General features: G+C 67.9%; 24 protein-coding genes. 9 read left to right on the top strand and 15 right to left on the bottom strand.

What is annotated here, in order from left to right; genetic code table 11:
- Positions 1-4: 4 nt before the first annotated feature.
- The 6 genes from D578_RS0112660 to D578_RS0112635 form a co-directional block, all read right to left on the bottom strand.
- Positions 5-592: a DUF302 domain-containing protein gene (locus tag D578_RS0112660; protein ID WP_018950310.1), complete on the bottom strand. Its 588-nt coding sequence runs from the start codon at positions 590-592 to the stop codon at positions 5-7.
- A 51-nt stretch (positions 593-643) separates the two neighbouring features.
- On the bottom strand, positions 644-1,288 hold the full coding sequence (locus D578_RS0112655) for a ParA family protein (RefSeq protein ID WP_018950309.1): 645 nt from the start codon (positions 1,286-1,288) through the stop codon (positions 644-646).
- Between the two features lie 112 nt (positions 1,289-1,400).
- On the bottom strand, positions 1,401-1,841 hold the full coding sequence (locus tag D578_RS0112650; protein WP_018950308.1) for a sulfur globule family protein: 441 nt from the start codon (positions 1,839-1,841) through the stop codon (positions 1,401-1,403).
- A 602-nt stretch (positions 1,842-2,443) separates the two neighbouring features.
- Entirely contained in the window at positions 2,444-3,196 is a 753-nt protein-coding gene (locus D578_RS0112645) for a hypothetical protein (protein WP_018950307.1), read from the bottom strand.
- 31 nt (positions 3,197-3,227) lie between these two features.
- Positions 3,228-7,505: an efflux RND transporter permease subunit gene (locus D578_RS0112640; protein ID WP_018950306.1), complete on the bottom strand. Its 4,278-nt coding sequence runs from the start codon at positions 7,503-7,505 to the stop codon at positions 3,228-3,230.
- A 129-nt stretch (positions 7,506-7,634) separates the two neighbouring features.
- Complete coding sequence (locus D578_RS0112635; RefSeq protein ID WP_026289337.1) at positions 7,635-8,843, bottom strand: efflux RND transporter periplasmic adaptor subunit; 1,209 nt, start codon at positions 8,841-8,843, stop codon at positions 7,635-7,637.
- 432 nt (positions 8,844-9,275) lie between these two features.
- Between D578_RS0112635 and D578_RS0112630 the strand changes: the two genes are divergently transcribed.
- Positions 9,276-10,676 carry a sigma-54-dependent Fis family transcriptional regulator gene (locus tag D578_RS0112630; protein ID WP_018950304.1) on the top strand — a complete coding sequence of 467 codons (1,401 nt, stop codon included), beginning with the start codon at positions 9,276-9,278 and terminating at the stop codon, positions 10,674-10,676.
- A 107-nt stretch (positions 10,677-10,783) separates the two neighbouring features.
- Here the strand turns inward: D578_RS0112630 and D578_RS0112625 are convergent, their stop codons facing one another.
- From D578_RS0112625 to D578_RS0112600, 5 genes are all read right to left on the bottom strand, one after another.
- Positions 10,784-11,443: a hypothetical protein gene (locus D578_RS0112625; protein ID WP_018950303.1), complete on the bottom strand. Its 660-nt coding sequence runs from the start codon at positions 11,441-11,443 to the stop codon at positions 10,784-10,786.
- A 160-nt stretch (positions 11,444-11,603) separates the two neighbouring features.
- Positions 11,604-12,407, bottom strand: a complete 804-nt coding sequence (locus D578_RS0112615) for a hypothetical protein (protein ID WP_018950301.1) — start codon at positions 12,405-12,407, stop codon at positions 11,604-11,606.
- The gene (locus tag D578_RS0112610; RefSeq protein ID WP_018950300.1) at positions 12,404-13,456 is read right to left on the bottom strand and encodes a glycosyltransferase family 4 protein; all 1,053 of its coding nucleotides are present in this window, start codon (positions 13,454-13,456) and stop codon (positions 12,404-12,406) included. The genes D578_RS0112615 and D578_RS0112610 overlap by 4 nt, the downstream gene beginning before the upstream one ends.
- A gap of 5 nt (positions 13,457-13,461) precedes the next feature.
- Positions 13,462-13,860 carry a 6-carboxytetrahydropterin synthase gene (locus D578_RS0112605; protein ID WP_018950299.1) on the bottom strand — a complete coding sequence of 133 codons (399 nt, stop codon included), beginning with the start codon at positions 13,858-13,860 and terminating at the stop codon, positions 13,462-13,464.
- Between the two features lie 39 nt (positions 13,861-13,899).
- Positions 13,900-14,904 carry a zinc-binding alcohol dehydrogenase gene (locus D578_RS0112600; RefSeq protein WP_018950298.1) on the bottom strand — a complete coding sequence of 335 codons (1,005 nt, stop codon included), beginning with the start codon at positions 14,902-14,904 and terminating at the stop codon, positions 13,900-13,902.
- A 145-nt stretch (positions 14,905-15,049) separates the two neighbouring features.
- On the opposite strand from D578_RS0112600, the gene D578_RS0112595 reads away from it, so the two are divergent.
- Both D578_RS0112595 and D578_RS0112590 read left to right on the top strand, forming a co-directional pair.
- Entirely contained in the window at positions 15,050-15,829 is a 780-nt protein-coding gene (locus D578_RS0112595; RefSeq protein WP_018950297.1) for a CDP-alcohol phosphatidyltransferase family protein, read from the top strand.
- Positions 15,822-16,460: a YceI family protein gene (locus tag D578_RS0112590; protein WP_018950296.1), complete on the top strand. Its 639-nt coding sequence runs from the start codon at positions 15,822-15,824 to the stop codon at positions 16,458-16,460. Before D578_RS0112595 ends, D578_RS0112590 begins: the two co-directional genes overlap by 8 nt.
- A gap of 225 nt (positions 16,461-16,685) precedes the next feature.
- Here the strand turns inward: D578_RS0112590 and D578_RS0112585 are convergent, their stop codons facing one another.
- The 4 genes from D578_RS0112585 to D578_RS0112570 form a co-directional block, all read right to left on the bottom strand.
- Positions 16,686-16,898: a YjfB family protein gene (locus D578_RS0112585; RefSeq protein ID WP_018950295.1), complete on the bottom strand. Its 213-nt coding sequence runs from the start codon at positions 16,896-16,898 to the stop codon at positions 16,686-16,688.
- A 271-nt stretch (positions 16,899-17,169) separates the two neighbouring features.
- Positions 17,170-17,799 (bottom strand): class I SAM-dependent methyltransferase, encoded by a 630-nt coding sequence (locus D578_RS0112580; RefSeq protein WP_018950294.1) that lies wholly within the window; start codon positions 17,797-17,799, stop codon positions 17,170-17,172.
- A gap of 261 nt (positions 17,800-18,060) precedes the next feature.
- On the bottom strand, positions 18,061-18,714 hold the full coding sequence (gene folE, locus D578_RS0112575; protein WP_018950293.1) for a GTP cyclohydrolase I FolE: 654 nt from the start codon (positions 18,712-18,714) through the stop codon (positions 18,061-18,063).
- A 24-nt stretch (positions 18,715-18,738) separates the two neighbouring features.
- Complete coding sequence (locus D578_RS0112570) at positions 18,739-19,533, bottom strand: DUF3429 domain-containing protein (RefSeq protein ID WP_018950292.1); 795 nt, start codon at positions 19,531-19,533, stop codon at positions 18,739-18,741.
- A 134-nt stretch (positions 19,534-19,667) separates the two neighbouring features.
- Here D578_RS0112570 and D578_RS0112565 point away from each other — a divergent pair, with 134 nt between their 5' ends.
- The 6 genes from D578_RS0112565 to D578_RS0112540 all read left to right on the top strand — a co-directional run bounded on the left by D578_RS0112565 (position 19,668) and on the right by D578_RS0112540 (position 25,873).
- Positions 19,668-21,050 carry an NAD(P)/FAD-dependent oxidoreductase gene (locus tag D578_RS0112565; protein ID WP_018950291.1) on the top strand — a complete coding sequence of 461 codons (1,383 nt, stop codon included), beginning with the start codon at positions 19,668-19,670 and terminating at the stop codon, positions 21,048-21,050.
- Entirely contained in the window at positions 21,051-21,821 is a 771-nt protein-coding gene (locus D578_RS0112560) for a DUF1365 domain-containing protein (protein ID WP_018950290.1), read from the top strand.
- Positions 21,821-23,077, top strand: a complete 1,257-nt coding sequence (locus D578_RS0112555; RefSeq protein ID WP_018950289.1) for a cyclopropane-fatty-acyl-phospholipid synthase family protein — start codon at positions 21,821-21,823, stop codon at positions 23,075-23,077. Before D578_RS0112560 ends, D578_RS0112555 begins: the two co-directional genes overlap by 1 nt.
- A gap of 1 nt (position 23,078) precedes the next feature.
- Positions 23,079-24,422, top strand: a complete 1,344-nt coding sequence (locus D578_RS0112550; RefSeq protein ID WP_018950288.1) for an MFS transporter — start codon at positions 23,079-23,081, stop codon at positions 24,420-24,422.
- Positions 24,419-25,006 (top strand): chalcone isomerase family protein, encoded by a 588-nt coding sequence (locus D578_RS0112545; RefSeq protein WP_018950287.1) that lies wholly within the window; start codon positions 24,419-24,421, stop codon positions 25,004-25,006. Before D578_RS0112550 ends, D578_RS0112545 begins: the two co-directional genes overlap by 4 nt.
- A gap of 369 nt (positions 25,007-25,375) precedes the next feature.
- Positions 25,376-25,873 carry a GNAT family N-acetyltransferase gene (locus tag D578_RS0112540; protein WP_018950286.1) on the top strand — a complete coding sequence of 166 codons (498 nt, stop codon included), beginning with the start codon at positions 25,376-25,378 and terminating at the stop codon, positions 25,871-25,873.
- Positions 25,874-26,102: the final 229 nt, after the last annotated feature.

Here is a 26,102-nt window from a genome sequence, read left to right as displayed (position 1 = left end):
CCCGTCAGAAGGCGCCGACGGCGGCGCGGTCAATGATTTCCTCCAGTGATTCCTTCACAAACACGGCCTGCTCGCGCAGATCCTCGGGCAGCGGGCGCCCTCCGTGGATCATCGGGTCCAGATCCAGCGTCATCAGCCACAGATTGCCCTCGGCATCCTCCTGCAGCACGATCCGGCACGGCAGATACGCAGCCATCGCCGGGCTGTGGCGAACCATCTGCGCTGCAATCGCCACATCACAGAACATATAGATCTTCAGGAACGGAAAGTCCTCCCCGGTAACGCTGCGTACCTCCTCGCCCATCGGCAGTTCGCCGACGTTGCGGATATTCAGCTCGTTGGCCACCAGGCGCAGAATATCCTCGACATCCTCGACCGCCAGGCCCTCGTCCACCTTGCGCTTGTAGACCATGGCCTCCGCGGCATCGCCGGTCTCCAGCACCGTGCGGGCCATCTGCGAATAGACCTTGGGCGCCTGCGAATCCAGCGAGCGGACCTGACTCAGGTAGGGCTCGAAGGCAAAAATGGCATATCCCACGCCAATCAGTGCCAGCAACCCGATCACGACCAAAGCATTGCGTATGAAGCGCATGAAGCTCTCCTGCTCGGTGCCCGCCGTCCGGTGATCACCGGACGCGACACATTATTGTTTTTTGCGGCGACTGCGCCCGAACACGGCGACAGCCAGGGCATCCAGCTCGGCAGCGGCCTTGCCGCGGGGCTCCAGTTCGCGCACCGAAAGCCCCTCGCTGAAGGAGCGGCGAAAGGCCATGCGCTGCTTCAGCCGCGGCTTCAGCAAGCGGACCCCCTCGATCTGCTGCAGCGCCTCGTGCGTCTCGTCGGTCTCGCGCACAGTCTGGTGCGTATCGGCGCGATTGATGAATGTCAGAATCTCGGGACGATCACGCGACCCCCGTTGATCCTGGATGCGCTGAACGAAGCGATAAGTCGACCAGACGTCCGCCTGGCTGGGCGGGACCGGGATCAGCACGCGGTCTGCGCCCTCCACCGCGGTCATCAGCGAGGCCATGTCCGAGGCGCCGACATCGATCAGCACTTCGTCGTAATCGCCCGCCCGGGAGCGGACCGCATCGAGATCACTCACCCCGTCCAGCGCGGGTTGGTAGCCTTCCTCGTGGCGCACCTCCAGCACATCGCTGAGGGTCCGCTGCGGATCCAGATCCACGGTCAGGGCGCGACGGCGCCCCTCCAGCAACCACAGGGCCAGGTTAAAGGCCACAGTACTCTTGCCGGTACCACCTTTCAGATTGGCGACGACGGTCTGCATGGCGTCTCCTTCGAGCATTGCGGATTGGCGGCTACGAGCAATCCGCCAATCCGCACTGCTCCGGAAAAAAGGGGCCTGCCCGACACCGGGCAGGCCCGAACTGAGGCAGGACTTAGTTGCCCTGACCCTGCTGCTGCGGCATCTGACCCTGCGGGCCATAGCCCTGAGGACCGTAGCCCTGCGGGCCGTAACCCGGACCGTAGCCGTAGCCCGGACCATAGCCGTAGCCTGGATGGCCGTAACCCTGACCATAACCCCGGCCGTCGCCATAGCCCTGACCGTAACCGTGGCCGCGGCCACGACCGCTGGCGGAGAAGTCAAAGTTACCGTCGCCCATCATGTCGCCCATCATGTCGCCCATCCCGTAGTTCCGACCGGAGCCATAACCGGGGCCACCGAAGAACGGCATGCTCGGGCCGTAACCGTAGCCCGGGCCATAGGAGCCGGGGCCATACCCGTAGCCGGGTCCGCCCCACTGGGCGGACGCCATCATCGGGGCGGCCAGGCCACCCAGGGAAACGGCGAGAACTGCTGCTTTGACGAGCTTGTTCATGGTGCTACCTCCTGAAGGAGTCATGCCCTCGAATCGAATACGTCCACGCGGGGAGGGCTTCCCGAATGCACGCTTTACTGATCAGGGGAACGGGAAACCACCCATCCCCCAAGGGAAGACCGAAGACGGCCCGCCCATGCCCGGGTAACCGGACTGCCCCGGATACCCGTATGGATAGCCCCCCGGCATCCCGCCGGGGGTGTGGAACGACGGAGCCCCCGGCGGCACCCCATACGGGCCGTACGGCGCGTAGCCGCGGTACGGTGGAGCCTGCTGCGACCCCTGTGCCGGCGTCTCCCGCGATTCGTCCCGCCGTGACGGGTCGTAATCGCGATCGGGGAAGCGCCCTCGAGGACGCTCGGGTGCCGACCGCTGCACCTCCGGCGTACCGGAGGCCCAGGGGTTCTGGCGATCACTCGCCGCCAGGTCGGCGGCCGGCAAAAGAAACCCCGTGGCCAGCAATACCCCGAGTATCGGGGCGTTTCTGACCCGCCTGCGTTTCGGTTGACCGGACTGCCTGCCCTGCATGGCGAACTGCCTCCGTCTGAGTTCCACTCCGACGGGCACCAGCGCCCGTCGGCATGCGATTACTGATCCGCGGATCAGTAGTCGCCTTCTTCCTGTGTGGATTCACCCTGCATGGATCCACGACGCTCCTGCATCGTCTCCATATGGCGCTCCATCTCTTCCTCGTACGCCGCACGGCCCGCTTCCATGGCCTTCTGGCGCGCTTCGCGCATGGCTTCCATCTCTTCCATACGCTGCTCGCGCATGGCTTTCATTTCTTCCATGCGCTCCTGGCGCTCGGCGTGCTGGGCCTGGATGCGCTCGCGCATCTCTTCCGGCATGTCTTCCGGCAGGTTGTCCGGATCGAACTCCGGCATCTGCCCGTAGCCCGGGCGCTGCTGCATGCCATAGCCCGGCTGCATCATGCCCGGGTGGCCAAAGCCGCCCTGCTGCGGACCGGGGCCGTAACCCGGGCCATACCCCGGGCCATACCCCCGGCCGTAGCCCGGACCGTAGCCCTGATGGCCGCGGCCATAGCCCTGGCCGTACCCGTCACCGTGGCCGCGACCGTAGCCCTGCCCCTGGCTGCGCCCGGACATGCCGAAGCTGAAGTCACCGGAGCCTTCGCGCTGCTGCATCATCCCGCCACCGGGATGTGCGCCCATGCCGGAGCCGTACGGGGCATGCCCGTAGGGACCGGGCACCGGGCCCTGCTGGCCCATCGCCGGACCCTGGCCGTAGCCCTGACCCTGTTCCTGGGCCTGGGCGACGCCCAGGGCCAGCACGGATGCCACGGCGGCACTGGCCAGCGTGGTACCGATCATTCGGGAATTGAAACGCTTCTTCATTGCGAACCTCCTGGAGGTCTTGCTTGTATGTTCACTTGAGTCGAATCCCACGTCGGGTGCGGCCCTTGCCGGGTGTACCCGACTTGCCGCTCGCCCTGGGGGTACTGCCGCTGTCCTTGCGGCCGGTCTTGCTGCTCGTGGTGCCGGTCTTGCTCGTCCCCCCGATCTTCTTGTTGGACGCCTTCGGCGTGTCCTTGTTGGTGCTGCTTGCACGTCCTTTGGTGGCGCCACCGGACGCGGATGTGCCGCCGGAGGTCTTGCTCGCGGCTGCGGTGGGCTTGTCCTTCGCGCTTACCGAGGTGCCCGCTGGCGACTTCTTCGTAGCCTTCGCCTCGGCGGTATCGCCAGCACCCCGCGTGGAGCCGGCCTTCCCGGCACGCGACCCGACCGGGATATTCGATGCGGTCTTGCCTGCCCCGGCGCGGGACGTGGTCCTGGAGGGGGCCGCCTCTTTTGCGGTCCCCGCGGCGGGGGAGTCGGGCTTCACAGCCTGAGTGCGGCTGGACGACGCGGCACCGGCGTCCTGGGCTCCGGCATTCCCGGTGGCGGGCGTGGAGGCCTCTGGCTCTGGGGTGCCGGTCGACTCGGGTGCCTGCGCAACAGGGCCCGATGGCTTCGAGTCAGCTGACGGGTGTTTCGAACGGGACTGCGGAGTCGCCGCAGCCCCGCCGGAACCCGTGCCCGACGCGCCACCGCCCCCCGGGGCACCGCCCGTCGGCCCGCCAGGCCCGGCGGAGGGACCGCCCGATCCACCGCTGGGCGGCGGGGGGCCGCCATCGCCATTGCGACGGCGTTCAATGAAGGACCGGATCAGGCGCCCCAGGGCGAGCGCCAGATCGCGCAGGCCCTCGATGAAGGCCACGACCAGGCACTTGAGATAGAGCCCCGCGTATTGCACGACCTGGGTGACCGGCCCGCCCTCGCGCGGGCCAAACAGGTCATCCCCCCCTCCGGATGCCCCCGGAGACACACCCTGGGTCGCGCTGGCCGTCACACCGGCATGCACAGCATGGCCATTGCCATTGCCATCGCCACAGCCCGCCGTGGGCGCACCGTCCTCGTTCAGGCTGGTCGGGCAGAAGGCGCGGCGTCCGGAAATGCAGCCCAGCGGGATTACCAGCAGGGTCAGCAAAGTGGCCACGACGGTGCCGAACATCAGCGAGATCGCCATACCCTGGAAGATGGGATCGAACAGGATCACGCTGGAGCCGGCCAGCAAGGCCAGAGCCGTAATGATGATCGGACGGGTACGCGCCTGGCAGGCCAGGATCATCGCGTCGCGCACGTCGTGCCCCTGATCCACTGCCTGACGACCGAAGTCCACCAGCAGGATCGAGTTTCGGACAATAATCCCCGCGAGCGCGATGAAACCGATCATCGAGGTCGCAGTGAATTCGGCGTTCATCAACCAGTGGCCGGGAATGATGCCGATCAGCGTCAGCGGGATCGGGGCCATGATGATGCCCGGCAGCACGAAATTCCCGAACTCCCAGACCACCAGCATGTAGATCAGGATCAGCGCGATCGCAAAGGCGATCCCCATGTCGCGGAAGGTCACGTACGTCACCGTCCACTCGCCGGCCCACTCGAAGGCGGTCGAGCCATCATTGGGCGGCGGCCCCAGCCAGTGCGGCTGCACCTGGCTGCCATCCGGAAGACGGTAGTCCTCCAGCTGCTCCTGAACCTCCAGCATGCCGTAGACCGGCGCGGCCAGACGCCCGACCACCTCGCCGGTCACGTACTCCACCGGGCGCAGGTTTTTGTGGTAGATCGGCTCGTCCTGCGGGCGCTGGACGAACTCGCCCAGCTCGGCCAGCGGGATCGACCCGCCCTGGCGGGTGGAGATCGGCAACATCTCCAGCTGCCGAATGTCATTGCGCGTCGCCATCGGCAGGCGCATTTCGATCAGGTGCGGCTCGACCAGCGACTGTGCCTTCACGTCGCCCAGGACCTGCCCGCTGAGCGCGGTCTCCAGGGTTCGGTTGATGGTCTCCACGGTCACGCCACGGCGCAGCGCCTTGTCACGCTCCACATCGAAGTGCCAGACGTTGTGTGGCGCCTGCAGGAAGCTGTCCACATCGGCCACGTGCTCGGCACCGGCGAACATGCCCTCGAGATCGCGGGCCACCGCGCGGCGGGTGGCAGCGTCAGGGCCATAGATCTCGGCGACAATCGACTGCAGCACCGGCGGACCCGGCGGCATCTCGACCACCTGGATACGCGCGCCGGCGGCCTCGGCCAGCGGGGTCAGGCGTTCGCGCGCCTCGGTGGCGATTTCGTGCGAAGTCCGGCTGCGGTCGCCCTTGTCCACCAGCTGAACCTGGATGTCACCCTGCCAGGGTTCGTTGCGCAGGTAGTAGTGCCGCACCAAACCGTTGAAATTGAACGGCGAAGCGGTCCCGACGTAGGACTGCAAGGCCACCACCTCGTCCATCTCGCGCAGGATGCCGGCCATGTCCTGGCTCAGCGTGGCGGTCTCGGTCAGGGCCGTGCCCTCGGGGAAATTCACCATCACCTGGAACTCGGGCTTGTTGTCCAGGGGCAGCATCTTCACGCGGACGTCGGTGGTCATGAACAGGCTGACCATCAGGAAGAAGATCACGATGACAGCGATCAGAAATGCGTAGCCTCGCACCCGGTTGTCGGCCAGCCCCGGGATCACCGTGCGGTAGAACCGGCCCAGCTTTTCCGCCTGGCGATGTTCCTTGTCGGTGGCCTTCTCCAGATACGCCATGCTCGGGCGCAGGCGCTGAGTCAGCCACGGGGTAAATACAAATGCCGCCACCAGCGAGAACAGCATGGCCACGGAGCCCAGCACCGGGATCGGCTGCATGTACGGACCCATCATCCCGGAGACGAAACCCATCGGCAGCAGGGCCGCAATGACCGTGAACGTCGCCAGGATGGTCGGGTTACCGACCTCGCGCACCGCATCCACCGTGGTCTCGGTATCGATGCCGCGCTTCATCAGCCAGCGCCGATAGATGTTCTCCACCACCACGATGGCGTCATCGACCAGGATGCCGATGGAGAAGATCAGCGCAAACAGGCTGACGCGATCGATGGTGTAGCCCAGTAGCCAGGCGCTGAACACGGTGAACAGGATCACCACCGGGATCACGATCAGCACCACGACCGCGGCACGAATCCCCAGGAACAGGCCGACCAGGATGGTCACCGCGAAGGTGGCGATGAACAGCTTGAACAGAAGCTCGTTGACCTTCTCGTTGGCGGACTTGCCGTAGTTCCGCGAAACCGCCACCTCGACGTTGTCCGGAATCACGCTGCCCTTCAGGCGCTCGAGGCGTTCGAGTACGTCATTGGCGACGGTCACCCCGTTGCTGCCCGACTTCTTGGCAATGGCCAGCGTGACCGCCGCCGCGCCCTCCGGGGCCGCATCCGGTTCGGGTGCGGCCGGACCGGAGTAGTGGCGCACGAACCGCTCCAGATCGCCCGGGCCGTAGGTCACCTCGGCCACATCGCGCAGATAGACCGGCTGGCCATCACTGACCGCGATCAGGAGTTGCTCGAGATCCGCGGCGCCGGTGAAGAAACGCCCGGTGTACACCGCGGTGCTCAGACCCCCGCTCTCGATGCGCCCGGCCGCGCCCTCGACATTTGCGGACTGCACGGCCTGGGCGATGTCATCCAGGCTGATGTCATAGCCCGCGAGGCGCTCCGGCAGCACATCGATGCGCAGGCGTTCTTCGCGCCCGCTGACCACGAAACTCTGGCTGGCATCGGGAACCTCGTTCAGCTGCTGCTGCGCATCCAGCGCGATCTGGCGCAACAAGGCGTCGTCCACCTCGTGCGACCAGAAGGTCAGGTTGAGCACCGGCACGTCATCCGCACCCTTGACCTTGACCATTGGCTCGCTGACGCCGGGCGGCATCAGGTCGCGATTGGCGATCAGCTTGTCGTGCACCTTGACGATGGAGGACTCCATGTCCTCGCCGACGTCGAACTGCACGGTCACCATCGCCTCGCCGCGATGCGACGCGGAGTAGACGTTGTCTACCCCGGTGACCTCGCTCATCAGTCGCTCCAGCGGCCGTGCCGCCAGGCTCGCCACCTGCTCCGAGGGGACGCCCGGGTAGGACACCATGATGTCCACCATCGGCACCGAGATCTGCGGGTCCTCCTGGCGCGGGGTGACCATCAGGCCGAGGATGCCGATCGCGATACTGGCGATCAGGAGCAGCGACGACAGCGGCGAATGGATGAAGGCCGCCGCCATACGCCCGGCAATGCCGGGATCGCCGTGTTTCTTCCGGAAACCGGTATCGGATTGTTTGTCGTCTTCGGCCATCGAGCTTGAACAGTCCTGTTGTCAGTCTGGCGTCCCGTGCACCGGTTCGGCCGGCGCGTCGTCACCGGTGCACCTGCCAGGGGCAGCAACCGGCGCTGTTATCCCCGGCCTGCAGCCGGGTATGGATCCCTACATGCGGCTCCAGGGGTCCGTGGCGCCGTCGCGGCGACCGACGCCCGCATCCGGAGAACCGCCCCCCACCGGCTGGCCGGAACGCACACCCGCGCCCGGTTGGGCGAGGATCTGCATGCCCGGCTCCAGCCCGGAAGTCACCACCACCTGGTCGCCGCGTCCGCCACCCAGGCGCACCATGCGCACTCGTACGTGGCCCTCGCCATCCAGCACGGCCACGCGCGGCAAGGCGCCGCCCGGGATCAATGCCGAACGCGGGATCACGACCCGGTTGCCGGAAACCTCGCCCTGCGGCAGATGCACCGCCGCATGCATACCCGGGCCACCGCGCACGCCCTGCGGCAGGTCGAACTTGACCGTAACGGTGTGCCGTTGCGGGTCGGCCAGGGGGAAGATCCGGGCGACCCGGGCCTCCACTTCGTCACCGGTATCCAGCCGCACCTGCACGTAGTCGTCTTCCTGCAGGCCGCTCACCAGCCGCACCGGCACCTGGGCCTCGACGCGCAGGAATTCGACATGGCCGAAGCTCACCAGCGGCTGACCGGGCTGGACGGTATCGCCCTCTTCCACATGCTTGTGCATCACCAGGCCATCGAAGGGCGCCTCGGAGCGGGTGTCGCGGATCGCCGCGTCCAGTTCCGTAACCTGTGCCCGGGCCTGCTCCCAGCGCGCCTGCGCCTGATCCACGCCGATGTAGCGGGAATAGAGATCGGTGCGCCGGTCCAGCGCGGGATCGCCCATGCCCATGACCTGGCCCATCGGCTGGGTGAACATCTGGTCGAACATCGACGGCACCCCCATGCCCGGCATCTGGCCGATGTTGCGCGACTGCGGCGAGACCATCTCGCGGCCGTACTGCATCTGGGCCTCGCGGATCGCGGCCTCGGCGGTGCGCATCTCGGCCTCGGCCGCCTGGCGCTGGGCGCGCAGCCGGTCGTCGCTAATCGCGACCAGCACTGCGCCCTGTTCGAAGCGATCGCCCTCGGCGCCAGCCACATCCACCACGCGTCCCGCGGACTGCGCGGTCAGGGTGACTTCGCGATAGGGGACCACCGTGCCACTAACGGTCTGGGTGGCCGCCTGATCCGGCTCCACCGTGAGGATGGGACCAGCAGCCTGGGCCGCCGAGATGCCGAACAGCGGCAGGGCCAGTGCGATACCCAGGAGGGTGCGGGCCAGGAAGAGTCGGGAAACTCGCGCAACCATAATCGTCATTACCTCGCGTCGAACGCCGCGATGGGAGAAGGGGTCGGGCCGTGCTGCCCACTCGGGAGCAGGCTCTCGGATCGGGGGCATGGCCGCACTTGGCCAGGCACCGGGGCACGCCGCGCCGAAGCCCGCATGGCGGGGGCGTTCTGCCAACTGACGACCGAGGCGGGTGTCCATTACCCAATTAGTAGAAGAAGTCATGCCGAACTACAAGCAACGTGTATGCCAATATATCGACTTTCTTATAAAACAATCACTTAATTAGGATTTACTGATATTCATACAATGACTGTTGCAACACCCCCGTTTCGCGCTATAACCGGGGCAGGGATTGGCGAAACGGGCCATACCGGGGGTGTTGCAGGTGGCCCCGGATGTTGCAACACCGCACCGCTTCCGTCGGCCCCTCCAACAAGAAAAGGAGGCGGGATGACCACAACGGAATTGGCCGAAATCTGCATCCGACACAGTCGGGACCCACACCTCATCAGCGACACCCGGGGTCGCGTCCTGTTCGCCAACCCAGCCTTTCACCAGACGCTGCGAATCCCTTCCGATGCCCGCCTCACCCTGGCGAACCTCGGACCACTGAATCTCGAACAACACCTGCGAGAGGCCACCATCGCCGCCGGCGAGCACGATGCCGATGCCAACAGCACGCCGCACGCCCTGCACTTCTCGCTAATGGCGGAACTGGACGACGAGACCCTCCCGCTCGAGGTGATCAGCCAGCCACTGCGCCTGAACGACGACCAGCGCACCCTGCGTCTGATCACCCTGCAGCCGCAGCGCCGGCGCACGACCGCGGTGGAAACCGTCAGCGAGGACGGACAGGACGGGCTCGACGACAGCCACTTCCATTCCCACGACGCCAACTGCCGGCCCACGCTGCAGTTCGCACGGCGCGTAGCCGCCAGCGATGTGCGCGTGATGCTCATGGGCGAATCCGGCACCGGCAAGACGCGCCTGGCCCGGGCCATCCACCAGTCCAGCCGCCGCATCCGTGCCTCGTTCATCGAGATCAACTGCGCGGCGATCCCCGAGGAACTGCTGGAATCCGAACTCTTCGGCCACGCCCGCGGGGCCTTCTCCGGGGCGGTCAACGACCGGGTCGGGCGCTTCGAGGCGGCCGACGGCGGCACCCTGTTCCTCGACGAGATCGGAGAGATGAGCCCGCGCCTGCAGGCCAAGCTGCTACGCGCAGTCCAGGATGGCGCCTTCGAACGCGTCGGCGAGAACACCACCCGGCAGGTGGATGTGCGCATCCTCTCCGCATCCAATCAAAACCTGCGCAGCCGCGTCGAGGCCGGCGAATTTCGCACTGACCTGTTCTACCGCCTCGCGGTCGCGACGGTCGAGATCCCGCCGCTGCGCGAGCGGCCCCGGGACCTGGCGGCCACCCTGCAGGCCTACGAGGTGCACCACGGCATCCGCATCGCACCGCGCCTGAAGGAGCAGTTGCAGGAGCATCCCTGGCCGGGCAACTTCCGCGAGCTGGAAAACGTCTTCGAGTGCCTGACCCTGCACGCCCGCAACGGCCAGGTGGACGACTTCCCCCTGCCCCAGCCGATCCGGGTCGATGCCGATGCGGCGGACACGATCCATGCGCCGCACACCAACGGCCATGACCCGGCCAGCGCCCCCGACGCCCAACCAAACGGCCGGGACGGCCACCGGACCCGCGAAGGCCAGCCCAGCGAACACCCGGAAGCCCGGCGCCTGCGCGAGGCACTGGTCGCCCATGCCGGAAATCGCTCGCAGACCGCCCGCGCCCTCGGCATGGATCGCAGCACCCTGTGGCGCAAGCTGCACCGGTACCAGCTGGTCTGAACCTGCGGCAGGCAGACGACCACCCCAACAAGAAAAGGCCCCGGAGGTTCACACCCCCGGGGCCTTTTCGGTTGCCCTGCCCGCGCCTTTCGGTCGCGCGAAAAGACTTAGCGGTACTGTCGCAGGTGGCGGGCACCATCACGGTGGTGGCGGTCATAAACCGGCGCCAGGCGCTCGATCATCGAGCGCCGCTCACCCGTCGGCAACAGCCCCAGGGCGCTGTCCCAGGCCCGCATAGCGCCCGGGGCATCGTCGGCGGCATACAGGGCGTTGCCCAGCTCGCCGTAGAGGTCGGCCCGCTGCGCCGAGGTGGCCGGAATATCTTCCAGTGCCGTGCGCAGCACCTCGACCGCATCCTCGGGTCCGCCACGCCAGTAGGCGACGCGACCGGCCTCCAGTGCCTCCTGCACCTGCCGCGCGACCTCTTCCTCGCTCATCGGCTCGCCGGTGGCCCGGGCCTGCGCCTGTTCCTGCGGGTCCGGAATTGGACGATGCGCGCCGGTCTCGTCGTCACGCTCGTAGGCCTCGCCCGTCATCGGATCCATGTCGCCCTCCGACAAACGACCCTCGCGCGGCGCCGTTGCGTCCGCTGGGGCCGGGGCATCCTCGGCCACCGCGACGGCCTCGACGTCCTCGCCCTCCGGCACCGCATCGGTACTGGGGGCCAACACATCGCGCGCCGACCAGGCGATCAGCCACAGCACGATCACGATCACGATCCAGTAACGATTAAGGAAACTTCTCTGCTTGTTGTCTGCCTGTTCCATGCCTCACCTTTTCCGGTTTTTCCATTGGCGGAGCGACCATCCGCCATGCGTTCATTCCATTACCTATTTCTATCCTGCACCGAATCGCCTTCCAGAGCGAACAGGGTAGTGGACAGAAAATCGGCGCCAATTCTCCCCAAGAAGACCCGGGAAACGGGCCTCACCATACCCCCAGAACATCCTGATGCCCGACGGTCAGCTCGACCTCGCCGCGGGCGAGCGCCACGGCGCGCGCCTCGCCCCAGGCGCGCAGATCCGCCGCCCGGCCCGGGTCGATCGCGCTGGCCGCGGCCACCCAGCCGTCGATCAGGGCCGCGCCCAGCGCCGCCTGATGCGCGTCAATCCGCCAGTCACTGGCGCAGGTTTGCACCCGGTACCCTAGCCCCTCGAGCCGTGCCGCGCATGCCGGCGCGGCGGTCGGCCCCAGGGCCGGGCCGAACCCCTTGTCCGAGCGCTGGTGCCGATTGACGGCGTCCTCCAACTCGGCATCCTGGGCATGCGGCTGCGACCAGCGAATCCGCCCGTCATAACTCAGTGCGAACAACACCGCGGCACCCTGTTCGGCACAGGCCACAAGTAACCGGTCCAGCCAGTCCTCCGAAACCAGATCCAGCAGCGCCGAACCGGTCACCAGCGACGATCCGCTCGCGAGGGCCGCACCCGGATCGTCGGCCAGGTCGCTCACGCACCGCTCGAGCTCGATCCCGGCGCCCGGAGCGACGGCGCGGCCCAACAGCCCGGCATCGTGATCCACCAGCCGCCAGTGTTGCGGGGGCGGCAGTCGCGGCGCGAGGTAGCGCAGATTGGAGCCGGTGCCGCTGCCCAGATCCGTCACCTTAAGGGGGGCGGCAGCACTACACCCAGCCAGATGCGCGCGCAGGGATTCGACCAGGGCCTCCGGCCGGGCCGCATGATCGGCTGCCTCGCGCAGGGCCAGCCAGTCGGCGTCGAAAGACTCCGTCATTGCAGCCAACCCTCCAGCGTCTGTTCCAGCGCGGCTACCGCACCATCCCAGTCCGAACGTTCCGCCATCGCATCGCGCGCCACCCGTCCCATCCGGTAGCGCGCTCCAGCATCGGTCAACAAGGCGTCAATGGCCTCGGCAAGCGCCCCGATATCTCCCGGCGGCACCAGCCGGCCAGCCGCCTCCGGCACGGTCGCAGGGATCGCCCCACCGGTGGTACCGATCACCGGCAGGCCGCGCGCCATCGCCTCGGTATAGGCCATGCCGAAGCCCTCGTAGGCGCTGGGCAGGACGAACAGCGAGGCCCGCCCGTACCAGTCTCCCAGCGCCGCATCGTCGCATTCGCCGGCCCACTCGATCCGGTCTCCAAGCCCGGCCTCGGTGATCGCCGCCTCCACCCGTTGCACATATTCCGCGTCCCGGGCGCGCGAGCCCACCAGTACCGCACACCAGTCCGTAGCCCGGACCCGTGCCAGGGCCTGCACCAGTTCCAGCTGGCCCTTGCGCGGCACCACCGCCCCCACACAGAGCAGCAGCGGCCGCTCGCCGGGACCGGGCCCCAACCCCTGCGGCCGCGGTTCGATCCCCGGCGGTATCGCCTGGAGCCGCCCGGAAGACACCCCCCAGGTGGCCATCTGCCCGGCAGTGAAGGCACTGGTGGCCAGCACGCCCTTTACCTGACCCACGGCGGCGCGTTCACGCGCCAGCAGGTCGTCGGCCCGCGCCGGCTCCAGCCCGGTCTCCAGGCCCAGCGGGTGATGCAGCAAATAGATCAGATGCAGGCGCGTGGCGTGGCGGGCCAGCACCTCGGGAAAGGCACCCGCGGCCAGGCCGTCCAGCAGCACCGCCCGCCCATCAGGGAAGCCCGCGAGCGCGCCAGCCAGCGCCGACTCGGCCGCCGCGTCCGGCCCGGGGAACGCCCCCTCCAGCTCGCGCACCGTCACCGTCCAGCCGCGCGCCCTTAAGCCCGTGACCATGCGGGCATCGTAGCGATACCCCCCGGTGCGCTGCTCCAGCGACCCCGGCACCACCAGGCCGAGTTCACGCATTCGGCTCAGGGTGCCGCCTCGTAGCTGGCCCAGGCGACGTGCGACTCGTTCAGGGTCACGCACACCGCGTCCAGCTCGCGGGCCGATTCGCCCAGCTCGCCGGCATGAATGGCGCGCGCCACGCGCTGATGCAACGCATGGGCGAGGAACTCGGTGGTGGTGTTCTGGCCGCGAAAATCCTCGCGTTCGTCCAGGTTCTGGTAGTTCAAGTCGGCCAGCAGGGCCTTGACCACCTCGCTGGCGCGGCCAATATCCACCACCAGGCCATCGGCATCCAGGGCCTGACGGCGGAAGGTGACGTCGACCACATAGGTGGCGCCATGGAGCTTCTGGGCCGGGCCGAAGGTCTCGCCGGCAAAGCTGTGGGCGATCATGAAATGATCACGGACGTTCAGGCTGTACATCGGGCAGTTCCCCGCGAGTTGCGTTGCATCGAAAAAGGGTCAGTAATAACGGATACGGTGGCACAGCGTGCGTGCGGCCTCGGACCCGGAGACACGCTGCATCGCCGTCGGCAGGTCGGCGAACGCATCGTCGCCACTGATCAGCGCATCCAGCGCCGGATCGGTCAGCAGCGCCAGCGCCAGCGCCAGGCGGCGGCGATAGTCCCAGCGCGCCGCGCGCTCCGGCGGGATCCGCCCGACCTGCGAGCTGCGCAACGTCAGCCGCCGCGAGTGAAAGGCCTCGCCCAACGGCGCCGGTACCGGCTGATCGCCGTACCAGCTCATCTCCACCACCCGGGCCTCGACCCCGGCGAGCGCCAGCGCCTGCTCCAGCCCGGCCGGGTTGCCGCTGGCATGTACGACCCCATCCAGTCCCTGGAGGTCCGGATTCGCTTTCGCCGCGTCCGGGGTGCAAAGGCTCAACCCCAGCCGCGCCGCCACGGCCTCGCGCTCGGGATTGGGGTCGATCAACGTCACCTCGGTGCCGGGGATCGCGCGCAGCAGCCAGGCCACCAGCAGCCCGACCACCCCGGCCCCGATCACCGCCATGCGATCCCCCGGACCAGGTTGTGCATCCCAGACCGCGTTGATCGCCGTCTCCATGTTGGCCGCGAGCACCGCGCGCTCCGCCGGCACCGCGTCCGGGATCGGGACCACCGCGGCCGCGGGCACGACATAGGCGCTCTGGTGCGGATAAAGACAGAACACCCGCTGCCCGAGCGGCGCATCCCCTTCGCCCACCGCCTCGACCGTACCGACACTGATGTACCCGTACTTGACCGGCCAGGGGAACTCGCCCGCCTGGAATGGCGCGCGCATTGCCTGATACTGGCTCGCGGGGACCCGGCCATGAAAGATCAGCGACTCGGTCCCGCGACTGATCGCGGAAAACTGCGTGCGCACCCGTACCTCCCCCGAGGCCGGCTCCGCCAGCGCCTCCGGGCGCAGCTCGCCCGTGGCGGGACCGACCACCCAGAAGGCCTGTTCAGGGGCCGGGGCACTCATCAGAGGTGCTCCAGGGTCGGGGTGCGGGGCCGCGTCATCATCCGCGCAGTGTGGGCGAAGCGCATTACAAGCGGCAACTCCCGGCGCGCGGCGTGGTCGCAAGGCAAAACCCCGGACACCTCCAACGGAGGGCTACAATCCCCCCATGGAATCATCCACCGCCAAGCATCGCTCCGCGTCGCGGATACGCACCGGTCTCCGCGTCTGGGCAGCCGACGGGCTCGTCGCCGGCCTGCTGGGCCTGGTCGTCACGGCGGCACTGATGCTGCACGCCGAACTGGGACCACACGCAATCATCGGCTTTGTCGTGCTCTGGTTCATGCTCGGCGCCCTGCTCGCCACCACCACCCCTCCGGACGGACTGGCCCGGGACGGACGCGGCCCCGGCCCGGCCAACCGGGTCACGCTCCTGCGCGCCGCCCTGACCGCACCCCTGGGGGCACTGGTATTCGTTCCCCCTGCCACTGGCGACCCATTGCTGGCGCTCTGGGTGATTGCGCTAGCGGGCCTGGCCCTGCTGCTGGACGGGCTCGACGGGGCCGTCGCGCGGCGCACCAACAGCGCCACCGCATTCGGCGCCCGCTTCGACATGGAACTGGACGCAGCGATGATCCTCGCGCTGTCCGTACTGGCCTGGCAGATGACCGCAGTCGGCCCCTGGGTAATCCTGATCGGGCTGATGCGCTATGCCTTCGTGCTGGCCGCCCGCCCCTGGCCCTGGCTGGCCGGGGCGCTGCCACCCAGCCGCCGCCGCCAGACCGTCTGCGTGCTGCAGACCGTGGTCCTGCTGCTGGTGCTGATCCCCGGCCTGCCCGCCAGCGCCGCCATTGCCATCGCCCTGGCCGGACTCCTGGCCCTCGGCCTGTCCTTTGCCGTGGATATCCACTGGCTGTACCGCCACCGACCGGAGGTGTGTCATGACTGACGCCCGCAACAACCGCTTTTCCGCCCACCTGCGCTCCGCGCTCCTGGCCTGCCTGTTGACCGCGAGCTTCGTCCTGCCCGCCACCACTCTGGCCGATGCCGACCGCTGGGTCATCGACCCCGACCACTTCGCGGTCGGCTTCCTGGTCGATCACGCCGGCTACGCCAAGGTCATGGGCATGTTCCTGGAGGCCGAGGGCGAGTTCACCTTCGACACCGACTCCGGCGAACTGGAGGGCGGCTACTTCGCCATCAAGACCGACAGCGTATTCACCAACCACGCCGAGCGCGACGACCACCTGCGCAACGAGGACTTCCTGAACGTCGAGGAATACCCGGAGATGCGCTTTACCGCCACGCGCTACCAGCCCACGGGCGAGAACACCGGGCGCCTGAGCGGCGGCCTGGAGCTCCTCGGCGAGACCCGCACCATCCATCTCGACGTGACCATCAACAAGGTCGGGCGCTACCCGCTCCCACTGGGCGGGCTGTTCAGTCGCCCCTACGTGCTGGGTGCGTCGATGCGCGGCAGCTTTGATCGCTCGGATTTCGGCATGTCCTACGGCCTGATTCGCGACCTCGTTGGTGACGAGGTCGAACTGATGATCGAGTTCGAGGCGCAGCGGCAGTAGCGCCTACCTCTACCTGGATTCACCATGAAGCTCACGAAGGCGCGAAGAAAGATCAAGGGCGGGTTGCACCACGGAGGGCACAGAGGACACGGAGAACTTCGAAGCGGGTCTACGGGAGGAGTGGGCGGCTGACGGGTTGGTGAGTCAGGGAGATACAGATCCGACAACGGAAAAGGCCCGGGGCGAATGCGCCGGGCCTTTTCTGGACGGAAGGTCTGTGGAGCGTCAGGCCTTGGTGTTGATGTTGGTACCGACGTTTTCCGGCAGGCCCTGCGTGGCGGCCTGCATCTCGCCGATGTCGGGCAATGCCTCCAGCATCGACTGAGCGGCCATCTCCTGCGACTCCATCGCCTTCTTCTGCAAGGCCACGTCCTTCTGCATCGCCAACTGCTGCTGGCTGCCCTGCGTGGCCATCGCGGCAATCGCACTTGCGTCCATCGTGGTACTCCCAAGATCTGAATGTACAGGCCCGCTCGCGCTCAACACGCGGACGGACCTGCCCCCGGTGACGGCCGTATCCCGCAAGACTTGAGCCTCCATGCACGATTTTTTCGCGCCTGGGAAAATTCTCGACGTGACATCTCACGAGAAGCGATCAACACCGACCTTCTCGCCCCCAATACTTCCCTTCTCCGTGCTCTCCGTGGTGCAACCCGCCCTTGCCCTGCTTCGCGCCTTCGTGCACTTCGTGGTGAACAAGCCTTGACCTTCAATCAGCATTCCCGGCGTTGCGTCCGGCAGGAACTTCGGGCGCCCGGCAGACGCGCGCGGCAAAGCGCCGCATCACGCCGCGGGCCACGCGATCCTCGGGTTCGATGCAGAACCCGGCCTGTTCCACCGCGGCCTCGGTGTCGCGATTGGGATGGCAGCCGCCGGTAATGCAGGTCCAGGCCGGTTGCACCCGGTCCTGCGCACGCCCCAGCAGCGGGCGGGTGTGACGCACATGCTCCAGCATGCGCAGCGCGCCACCGTCCGCCAGCACCCGGCGTACCTCGCCCAGGGCTCGCGGCGGATCCTGCACGCTGCAGAACACGAGGCCGGAGACCACGCTATCGAATACCCCATCCGCAAACGGCAGGGCCTCGGCCTTCGCCACCACCAGCGGGACCGCCGGGGCACGGCGACGCGCCCGCCGCAGCGCCGCCAGGTCCGGGTCCATGCCAATCACCCGCGCCGGATCCGCGTACAGCGGCAGATCGCGCCCCGTCCCGCAGCCGACCTCCAGCACCCGGCCTTCCGCGCCCTCGACCAGGCGCTGCCGCCAGCGGCGCAGACCCAGCAGATCGGCACCGGCCATCAGGCCGTCATACAGCCAGGGGATCTGTTCTAGACCACGCATCGCGTCTCCGTGGATGGCCCTAGAAAGAAAATGCGACTTTCGTCACGTTCTTTTAGCGGGTGGCAGGAACCTGTTTCCAGGTTGCCTGTCCATGTACACAAGATGCGGAAATCATTGGCTCGTGGCAACGGCAGCCGGTGATCCGCCGTTCGGACGCAAACCCTCCATCACACGGGTGTCCGGATGATTTTTTGGCCCGGCGTCTTCGCCGGGCCATTTTTTTGTGCGGCCCGTCTCAAGACACCGGCCTGGGCGCCCGTTTCAGTGACCCGTGCGGCTGATCAGATGGAGAAATTCGCGCCGCGTCCGGCCGTCCTCGCGGAAGGCACCCAGCATCACCGAGGTCGCCATCGAGGAGTGCTGCTTCTCCACCCCGCGCATGGTCATGCACATGTGCTTGGCATCCACCACCACGCCAACTCCCTTGGCCCCCGTCACCTGCATCAGGGCCTCGGCGATCTCACGGGTCAGGCTCTCCTGGATCTGCAGCCGCGCGGCGAACATATCCACAATGCGGGCAATCTTCGACAGGCCGATCACCTTGCCATCGGGCAGATAGGCGACATGCACCTTGCCAATAATCGGCAGCAGGTGATGCTCGCACAGGGAGTACAGCTCGATATCGCGCAGCAGGACCATCTCGTCGTTATCGGACGAGAACAACGCATCATTCACGATCGTGTCCAGATCCTGCTGATAGCCCCGCGTCAGATACTGCATGGCCTTGGCCGCGCGCATCGGCGTATCCACCAGGCCCTCGCGCTGCGGATTCTCGCCGAGCCCGGCGAGAATCTCGCGATAGTGCTCGGCGAGCTGTTCCGGGGCGGCCAGCGGCTGGCCCGAGGCACGGGTGGCCGTCGGCTCGTCGGCCATGCGGGCATCTGCGTTCATCGATGGTTCCTTGTTCTTGTTCATTCTCGCGTTCTTCCTTTTTCCTGCTCAGGCCGCGACGGTGACCGCGAGGCCTGAGGCCAGGGCCAGCATCGCCCCCACCGTCAGCACCAGGCGCAGGGCGAGATACCCACGGGGCAACGCCCGCCGCTGCAGACCCAGCCGATCCACCCACAACACCCCGAGAAACAGAACCGCCAGGGTCATCAGCGCTTCCGGCAGCGGCTGCAGCACCGCCAGCCAGGCCAGGATGGGTGGCACTACCGCCCACACCGGGGCCGACAGCGGGCCCACCCGGTGCTGCCGATCCGCCAGATAGATCCCCCAGTGGATCGCCCCCAGAAACGACAGGATCACCGCACCATAGAGCGCCAGGGCCTCCAGCGCGAAAACCTGCCATTCGGGCTGGGCCATCCAGACCCCGATACCGAAGAACGCAAAGGGTAGCAGCCCGGCGTACCCGAGCACCTGAAGCGCAGGTGCCGGCGCGTCCGGCCGAGGCCCCTCGCCGCGTGCCTGCAGGGCCCTGTGGCCCAGGTACTCGCGCAGCTCGGGCAGGCCGCCGATCACCCCTTCGCGCGACACGAACAGCGGAAGCACCGTGGCGCCGGTGGCCTGTTGCAACGCATGGAACTGCGCGCGGTTATGGGCCGAGCCCATGCCCCACTCCAGCCGCTGCCAGCGCCCCGCTGCCGTCGCCTCCAGAAGCGCCTCGGCATCCCGGAAATCCGACAGCCCGGAGGTAATCCCCACGATCTCGTGGGTCGTCAGTGCATCGCGCAGCTCCGCCGGCCACTCGGGGGCGTCCGCTTGTGCCTTGTCGTCTGTGTTCACGATCCGCATCTCCCTCAGCGCCTGTTTCGCGGTGAACCGCTCCCCTATTGGAAACCGAGGAACTTTTTACCGCCACCATTTACAAAAATTGTACAGCTATTGTATAAGATGTACATCGCCTTCTGGCTCGAGGAGTCACCACCATGAAACGCTCGCGCATCGCCGTCATCGGTGGAGGCATCGCCGGCCTGTCCGCCGCCTGGATTCTGCAGACCCGGCACCAGGTCCAGCTGTTCGAGTCGGAACCGGCGCTCGGCGGCCATGCTCATACGGTGGAAGTCCCCGACCCGCAGGGCCGCACGGCCATCGACACCGGCTTCGTGGTCTACAACGAGCGCAACTACCCCCTGCTCACCCGCCTGTTCACGGAGCTGGACGCCCCCACCCAGGACACCGACATGTCCTTCGGCTACTCGCGCCAGCCCGCGGGCGTGGAATACGCCGGCTCGGATCTGAACACCCTGTTCGCCCAGCGCCGCAACCTGGTACGCCCGAGTTTCCTGCGCATGGCGAGCGACATCCTGCGCTTCAACCGCCTGGGCAAGGGCCTGTTCGAGCGTGGCGAGAGCCCGGAAGGCACCCTCGGCGCGTTTCTCGCCCGGCACCGTCTGGGCCGCGGCTTCACCGAGGACTACCTGCTGCCGATGGCCGCCGCGATCTGGTCCTGCCCGCCCGAGGAAATCCGCGAGTTCCCGGCCGCCAGCTTCCTGCAGTTCTTTCATAACCACGGCCTGCTGGATCTGCGCGACCGCCCGCAGTGGCGCACGGTGGTCGGCGGCAGCCGCGAATACGTCCAGCGCCTGGCGCGGCGTCTGGAACCCGGCAGCGTGGTTCACCAGCCGGTGCGCGCAGTGATCCCCGAGGCCGACCAGTGGCGGGTCCTGACCCACGAGCAGGCGGCTGGCTTCGACGCGGTCGTCTTCGCCTGCCACGCGAACACCGCGCGCTGGCTGCTGAACAGGGCCGACCCGGCCCGCGAGCGTCTGCTGGCTGCCTGCCGCTTCCAGCCCAACCGCGCGCTGCTGCACACCGACCCGGCGCTGATGCCACGCTCGCGCCGCGTGTGGTCCTCCTGGAACTATCTCTCCGGGCGCACCACCCAGGCACGTGACAGCGTCTCCGTGTCCTACTGGATGAACCGCCTGCATCGCCTGGATCGGCGTCAGGACTACATCATCAGCCTGAACCCCTGGCGCGAGCCGCACCCGAACCACGTGCTTCGCGAACAGCACTGGGAACACCCGGTCATGGACACCGCGGCGGAGAAGGCGCGCCAGCGCCTCGCGGCCACCCAGGGCGAGAACCACCTGTACTTCGCGGGTGCGTGGATGGGCTACGGCTTCCACGAGGATGGGCTGCGCTCGGCAGTCGCCGTCGGGCAGTCGCTGGGCATCGAACCACCGTGGTCGCTCCCGGCGCACCCTGCGCACACCCCCGCCCGCCCCGGGCGCGAACCGGAACCCGCCACCCACGGCGGCGGCCCGGCGCCGGTCCACGCGCCGGCCGCGCAATCCCGGAGCGCCTGAATGGACGCCGCCCTGGTCCATGGCACGGTGCTGCATCAGCGGTTCTTCCCGCAGCGGTACCGCTTTCGCTATCCTGTGATCAGCGCGCTGTTCGATATTGATCGCCTCGCTGAGACCACCCGGAGCTACCGCCTGTTCTCGCTGAATCGCTTCAACCTGTTCAGCCTGCGCACCCGCGACCATGGGCCGCGCGACGGCCGCCCCTGGCGCCCGTGGATCGAGGCCCGCCTGGCCGAACATTCCATCGACCTGGCCGGTGGCCCGATCCACCTGTTGACCATGCCGCGCGTCCTCGGACACGCCTTCAACCCGCTCAGCGTCTGGTACGCCTGGCATGCCGACGGCGACCTGCGCGCCATCCTGCTGGAGGTGCGCAACACCTTCGGCGAGCACCACCACTATCTGCTGCACGAAGACGGGGCCCCCATGGCCCTCCCCGTGCGCCAGGAAAAGAACAAGGCCTTCCACGTCTCGCCGTTCATCGACATGCACGCGCGCTACGCCTTCACCCTGACGCCGCCGCGCCTGCAGTCCGGCGCGTCGCTGCGCATCGCGATCAACGAATACCAGGATCAGGAGCTGATGCTGGTGGCCTCGCAACACGGCCGCCTGCGCCCGTTCAGCGACCGCGCGCTGCTTGCCGCCTTCCTGAAAAAGCCCTGGATGACCCTCAAGGTCCTGCCCCAGATCCACTGGCAGGCACTCAGGATCTGGTGGCGCGGCGGGCGCTATCACCCGCGGCCCGCACCCCCCGCACAGGAGATCGACTAATGGCCCTCGACCACCTCGACACCCCGCAGGAAGGCACGGCCCGGCCCGACTGGGCCCTGCGCCTGATCGCCCGCGCGCTGAAAGATATCGACACCGGGCAGGTCACCCTGATTGCCCCCTCCGGCGACCGCATGACCGTGCGCGGGCGCAAGGCCGGCGTCGAGGCGGTATGGCACTTCCGCCGCCCGTGGCGGGCCATCCTGCGCCTGCTGCGCCACGGCGATATCGGCTTTGCCGAAGGCTTCATCAGTGGCGACTGGATCACCCCCGACCTGCAGGCCCTGCTGCGCTTCGCCACCGACAACGAACAGGCCCTGGCGGCGATGGCCGAGCGCCCGGCGTGGCAGCGTGCCAGCGACCGCATGCGCCACTGGATGCACCGCAACAGCCGCCGCGGCAGCCGCGCCAACATCCGCTTCCACTACGATCTCGGCAACGACTTCTACGACCTGTGGCTGGACCGCACCATGAGCTACTCGTCGGCGCTGTTCACCCGCGGCGACGAGGCCCTGGAACAGGCCCAGGCGCAGAAGTACACCCGCCTGCTGGATCAGCTGAACGCCGAGCCCGGCGCGCACATCCTGGAGATCGGCTGTGGCTGGGGGGGCTTCGCCGAGATGGCCGCACAGCGCGGCTACCGCGTCACCGGGGTCACGCTCTCGCAGGAGCAACTCGACTACGCCCGCGCCCGCATCGAACGCGCCGGCCTGAGCGACCGCGTGGAGCTGCGCCTGCAGGACTACCGCGACCTGCAGGGCACCTTTGATCACGTGGTCTCGATCGAGATGTTCGAGGCCGTGGGCGAGCAGTGGTGGCCGACGTTCTTCGCCAAGGTCCGCAGCTGCCTGCGCCCCGGCGGCCGCGCGGCGCTGCAGGTCATCACCATCGCGGAGGAGGCCTTCGAGTACTACCGCCGCAACGCCGACTTCATCCAGCTCTACATCTTCCCCGGTGGCATGCTGCCCTCGGTCCCGCGCTTCAACGCGGAGGCCGAGCGCGCCGGGCTCACGGTCGATGACCAGGCCCTGTTCGGCGAGGACTACGCGCGCACGCTGCGTCACTGGCACCGGGAGGTCCGCCAGGCGGAGCCGGTGATCGAGGCGCTGGGCTACTCGCAGTCCTTCCTGCGCATGTGGCGCTACTACCTCGCCTACTGCGAGGTCGGCTTCGACACCGCCCGCGTGAACCTGATGCAGGCGGTCCTGCAAAGCCCCGTCCAGCCCGCCACGCCGGGCGACGACCCCGTGACGCGATGAGGTGAACACCCTCCGCTGGCCGCGGCTGTTCGCCTACGGCGGCCTGGGCATGCCCCTGGCCGTGCTCGGCCTGCCGCTGTACGTCTTCCTTCCCGCCCACTACGCCGAGCACACCGGCCTGGGCGTCACCCTGGTCGGGGTATTCCTGTTGCTGGCGCGGCTACTGGATGTCGTCACCGACCCGCTGATCGGCCATCTGTCCGACCGCATCCCCGGCGCCTGGCGGCGGCGCGCGGTCATGCTCGCCGGCGTCCCGCTGTTGTTGATCGCCGCGCCCTTCCTGTTCCGTCCGCCGGCCGATGCCGGGGCCTGGTATCTGCTGGTCTTCAGCACCCTGGTCTACCTCGGCTGGACACTGGTCGCCCTGCCCTATGCCGCCTGGGGTGCCGAGCTCTCCGGCGACTACCACGAGCGCTCGCGCATCACCGCCACGCGCGAAGGCTTCGTGGTCCTGGGCACGGTAACGGCCGCGGCGCTGCCCGCGGTCCTGGGCCTGCAGGACGATGCCGGCGCGGCCCTCGCCACCCTCGCCGTGCTGCTGTGGGTGCTGCTACCCATCGCCTTCGTGATCCTCCTCTGGCGGGTGCCGGAGCGACCGGGGCGCCTGCCCCCCGTGGCCTGGCGCGCCGGCTGGACCCTGCTGCGGTCCAACCGACCGTTCCGCCGCCTGGTCCTCGCCTGGGTCCTGAACGGCACCGCCAACGCCATCCCGGCCACCCTGTTCCTGCTGTTCATCACCCACGTGCTGGAGGCCCCCGGCCACGCCGGGCCGCTACTGTTGGTCTACTTCGCCACCGGCATTCTCGCCCTGCCACTGTGGCTGCGCCTCGCTCGCCGCCTGCCCAAGCACCGGGTGTGGACGCTCTCGATGCTGCTCGCCTCGGCCTTCTTCATCTGGGTCCCGTTCCTCGGTTCCGGCGACGTGCTCGCGTTCTACGCCATCACCGTACTGACCGGCCTCAGCCTCGGGGTCGACCTGGCGCTGCCCGCCGCGATGCAGGCCGACGTGATCGACCAGGACACCGCCGACGGCGGCGGCGAGCGCGCCGGGCTGTTCTTCGGCCTGTGGGGCATGGCCACCAAGCTCGCGCTCGCCCTGGCCGTGGGCCTCAGCTTCCCGCTGCTGGGCCTGGCCGGCTTCTCCGCCGCCGGCGACAACGGCCCCACCGCCCTGCTGGTGCTGGCCCTGGCCTACGCCGGCCTGCCGGTCCTGTTCAAGCTGGCGGCGATGGCCCTGATCTGGCGCTTCCCCATCGACGCCGACGCCCAGCACGCCCTGCGCGAACGCATCCACGTGCGCGAACGCGCCGTACCTTCCGCCCAGCCCGGAGGAACCACCCCATGAATGACCACGCCACCCGCCGCGGGACCCTGTTCACATCCCTACTGTTTGCGCTGCTCCTGATCGCCGCACCCGCCAGCGCCACGACCGAGATTGACGGCGTCCGCTTTGCCGCCGCGGTCACCATCGACGACACGACCGTCCCGCTGCGCGCCGGGCGTCTCTATCGCTACACCATCTTCCGCGTCTACGTCGGGGCGCTCTACGTCCCGGAAGCCATCGCCCCGAATGATGTGCTGACGGCCGACGCGCCCAAACGCCTGGAACTGGAGTACCTGCGCGCCATCAGCGCCGACGACTTCCGCAAGAGCGGCAACAGCCTGCTCGAAGACCAGCAGACTCCGGAAACCCTTGCGGCCCTGTCCGACCGACTCGAGACCTTCAACGCCGCCTACCGCGACATGGAGGCCGGTGACCGCTACGCCCTGGAATACCGCCCGGGCCACGGCACCCGCCTGCTGCAAAACGGCACGCTCCTGGTCGAGGTCCCCGGCCACGACTTCGCCACGGCCTACTTCGGCATCTGGCTGCACCCGGAAGATCCCCTGTCCCGCCGCTTCCGCGACACCCTGATCGGCCAACGCTGAATCCGTCGCATCCCGGTTGCCCGCTGTTGCATTCGCGCAAGTGCAGCGCAGGCTCAAACCATGCGCCAAACGTTCACCCGTCATCGCGAGGCGCGAAGCGCCGTGGCGATCGCCCCGCCCTGCAACCCGCACGCGCCCATGGATGGCCGCGCGGCGCGCGCTACGACAAAAGGCACCTCCGTTTCATGCACAGTGATCCGTTCGCGCGGCTCACGATCCGCTAACTGACTCACAGGAAGATTGCCCGAACGTGGACTAGACTCTACCGTCCGGGACCCAGGGCCAGGGAGGCCGGGGAGCCACTCATCCACCCGTCCGCTCGCGTACGGATTGGGGCTCTCCCTCACAGCGTTCCGGAGGAGGATTGCCATGCAACATCGCATCGCCTTCCGGGAGGCCACCTGGCCTGCCGACACCGAGGCACTGTCCCAGGTTCGCTGCGAAGTCTTCGTCGCGGAACAGGGCGTGCCCGAACCACTGGAGTTCGACGGCCTGGACGCCGCCGCCCTGCACTGGCTAGCCACCGGCCCCAACAATGAACCGGTCGGCACCCTGCGCATGCTGCCCTCCGGGCAGATCGGCCGCATGGCCGTGCGCGAACCCTGGCGTGGGCACGGCATCGGCTCGCGCCTGCTGGACTGCGCCGTCCAGGCCGCGGCCCGCCACGGCTGGCGCGAGGTCTGGCTGAACGCCCAGAGCGCCCGCATCGGCTTCTACGCCCGCCACGACTTCTTCGTCATCAGCGACACCTTCGAAGATGCCGGCATCCCCCACCGCCGCATGCTCCACCGCATCCACTCCCCGATCCCCCGACCCAGCCAACCCTGGAGCCGCCCCAACCACGGCCTGGCCGCGCATCCGCTATAGCTCATTCCGGGGCCACGCTCCCCGTGATGCGATTCGCTGCGCTCATCCGCATCCTACGAGGGTCTTTGTGGGGGCCGACTCATCCGCGAATCGGCAGCATCCCTCACCCCGCAACGCCCACAAACGTAGGGTGCGTGGAGCCCTGCGAAACGCACCGCTCACGGCGGGGGCATACCCCACCCACGCGATGCGATTCGCTACGCTCGTCCGCATCCTACGAGGGTCTTTG

Source organism: Thioalkalivibrio sp. ALMg11 (assembly GCF_000377905.1).
Taxonomy (GTDB): Bacteria; Pseudomonadota; Gammaproteobacteria; order Ectothiorhodospirales; family Ectothiorhodospiraceae; genus Thioalkalivibrio.
This window is presented reverse-complemented; position numbering and strand designations above follow the sequence as displayed.

What these genes read in the sequence shown, in the direction of transcription:
- D578_RS0112660 (WP_018950310.1), bottom strand. Translation starts at nt 592, where the DNA reads ATGCGCTTCATACGCAATGCTTTGGTCGTGATCGGGTTGCTGGCACTG.
- D578_RS0112655 (WP_018950309.1), bottom strand. Translation starts at nt 1,288, where the DNA reads ATGCAGACCGTCGTCGCCAATCTGAAAGGTGGTACCGGCAAGAGTACT.
- D578_RS0112650 (WP_018950308.1), bottom strand. Translation starts at nt 1,841, where the DNA reads ATGAACAAGCTCGTCAAAGCAGCAGTTCTCGCCGTTTCCCTGGGTGGC.
- D578_RS0112645 (WP_018950307.1), bottom strand. Translation starts at nt 3,196, where the DNA reads ATGAAGAAGCGTTTCAATTCCCGAATGATCGGTACCACGCTGGCCAGT.
- D578_RS0112640 (WP_018950306.1), bottom strand. Translation starts at nt 7,505, where the DNA reads ATGGCCGAAGACGACAAACAATCCGATACCGGTTTCCGGAAGAAACAC.
- D578_RS0112635 (WP_026289337.1), bottom strand. Translation starts at nt 8,843, where the DNA reads ATGGTTGCGCGAGTTTCCCGACTCTTCCTGGCCCGCACCCTCCTGGGT.
- D578_RS0112630 (WP_018950304.1), top strand. Translation starts at nt 9,276, where the DNA reads ATGACCACAACGGAATTGGCCGAAATCTGCATCCGACACAGTCGGGAC.
- D578_RS0112625 (WP_018950303.1), bottom strand. Translation starts at nt 11,443, where the DNA reads ATGGAACAGGCAGACAACAAGCAGAGAAGTTTCCTTAATCGTTACTGG.
- D578_RS0112615 (WP_018950301.1), bottom strand. Translation starts at nt 12,407, where the DNA reads ATGACGGAGTCTTTCGACGCCGACTGGCTGGCCCTGCGCGAGGCAGCC.
- D578_RS0112610 (WP_018950300.1), bottom strand. Translation starts at nt 13,456, where the DNA reads ATGCGTGAACTCGGCCTGGTGGTGCCGGGGTCGCTGGAGCAGCGCACC.
- D578_RS0112605 (WP_018950299.1), bottom strand. Translation starts at nt 13,860, where the DNA reads ATGTACAGCCTGAACGTCCGTGATCATTTCATGATCGCCCACAGCTTT.
- D578_RS0112600 (WP_018950298.1), bottom strand. Translation starts at nt 14,904, where the DNA reads ATGAGTGCCCCGGCCCCTGAACAGGCCTTCTGGGTGGTCGGTCCCGCC.
- D578_RS0112595 (WP_018950297.1), top strand. Translation starts at nt 15,050, where the DNA reads ATGGAATCATCCACCGCCAAGCATCGCTCCGCGTCGCGGATACGCACC.
- D578_RS0112590 (WP_018950296.1), top strand. Translation starts at nt 15,822, where the DNA reads ATGACTGACGCCCGCAACAACCGCTTTTCCGCCCACCTGCGCTCCGCG.
- D578_RS0112585 (WP_018950295.1), bottom strand. Translation starts at nt 16,898, where the DNA reads ATGGACGCAAGTGCGATTGCCGCGATGGCCACGCAGGGCAGCCAGCAG.
- D578_RS0112580 (WP_018950294.1), bottom strand. Translation starts at nt 17,799, where the DNA reads ATGCGTGGTCTAGAACAGATCCCCTGGCTGTATGACGGCCTGATGGCC.
- folE (WP_018950293.1), bottom strand. Translation starts at nt 18,714, where the DNA reads ATGAACAAGAACAAGGAACCATCGATGAACGCAGATGCCCGCATGGCC.
- D578_RS0112570 (WP_018950292.1), bottom strand. Translation starts at nt 19,533, where the DNA reads ATGCGGATCGTGAACACAGACGACAAGGCACAAGCGGACGCCCCCGAG.
- D578_RS0112565 (WP_018950291.1), top strand. Translation starts at nt 19,668, where the DNA reads ATGAAACGCTCGCGCATCGCCGTCATCGGTGGAGGCATCGCCGGCCTG.
- D578_RS0112560 (WP_018950290.1), top strand. Translation starts at nt 21,051, where the DNA reads ATGGACGCCGCCCTGGTCCATGGCACGGTGCTGCATCAGCGGTTCTTC.
- D578_RS0112555 (WP_018950289.1), top strand. Translation starts at nt 21,821, where the DNA reads ATGGCCCTCGACCACCTCGACACCCCGCAGGAAGGCACGGCCCGGCCC.
- D578_RS0112545 (WP_018950287.1), top strand. Translation starts at nt 24,419, where the DNA reads ATGAATGACCACGCCACCCGCCGCGGGACCCTGTTCACATCCCTACTG.
- D578_RS0112540 (WP_018950286.1), top strand. Translation starts at nt 25,376, where the DNA reads ATGCAACATCGCATCGCCTTCCGGGAGGCCACCTGGCCTGCCGACACC.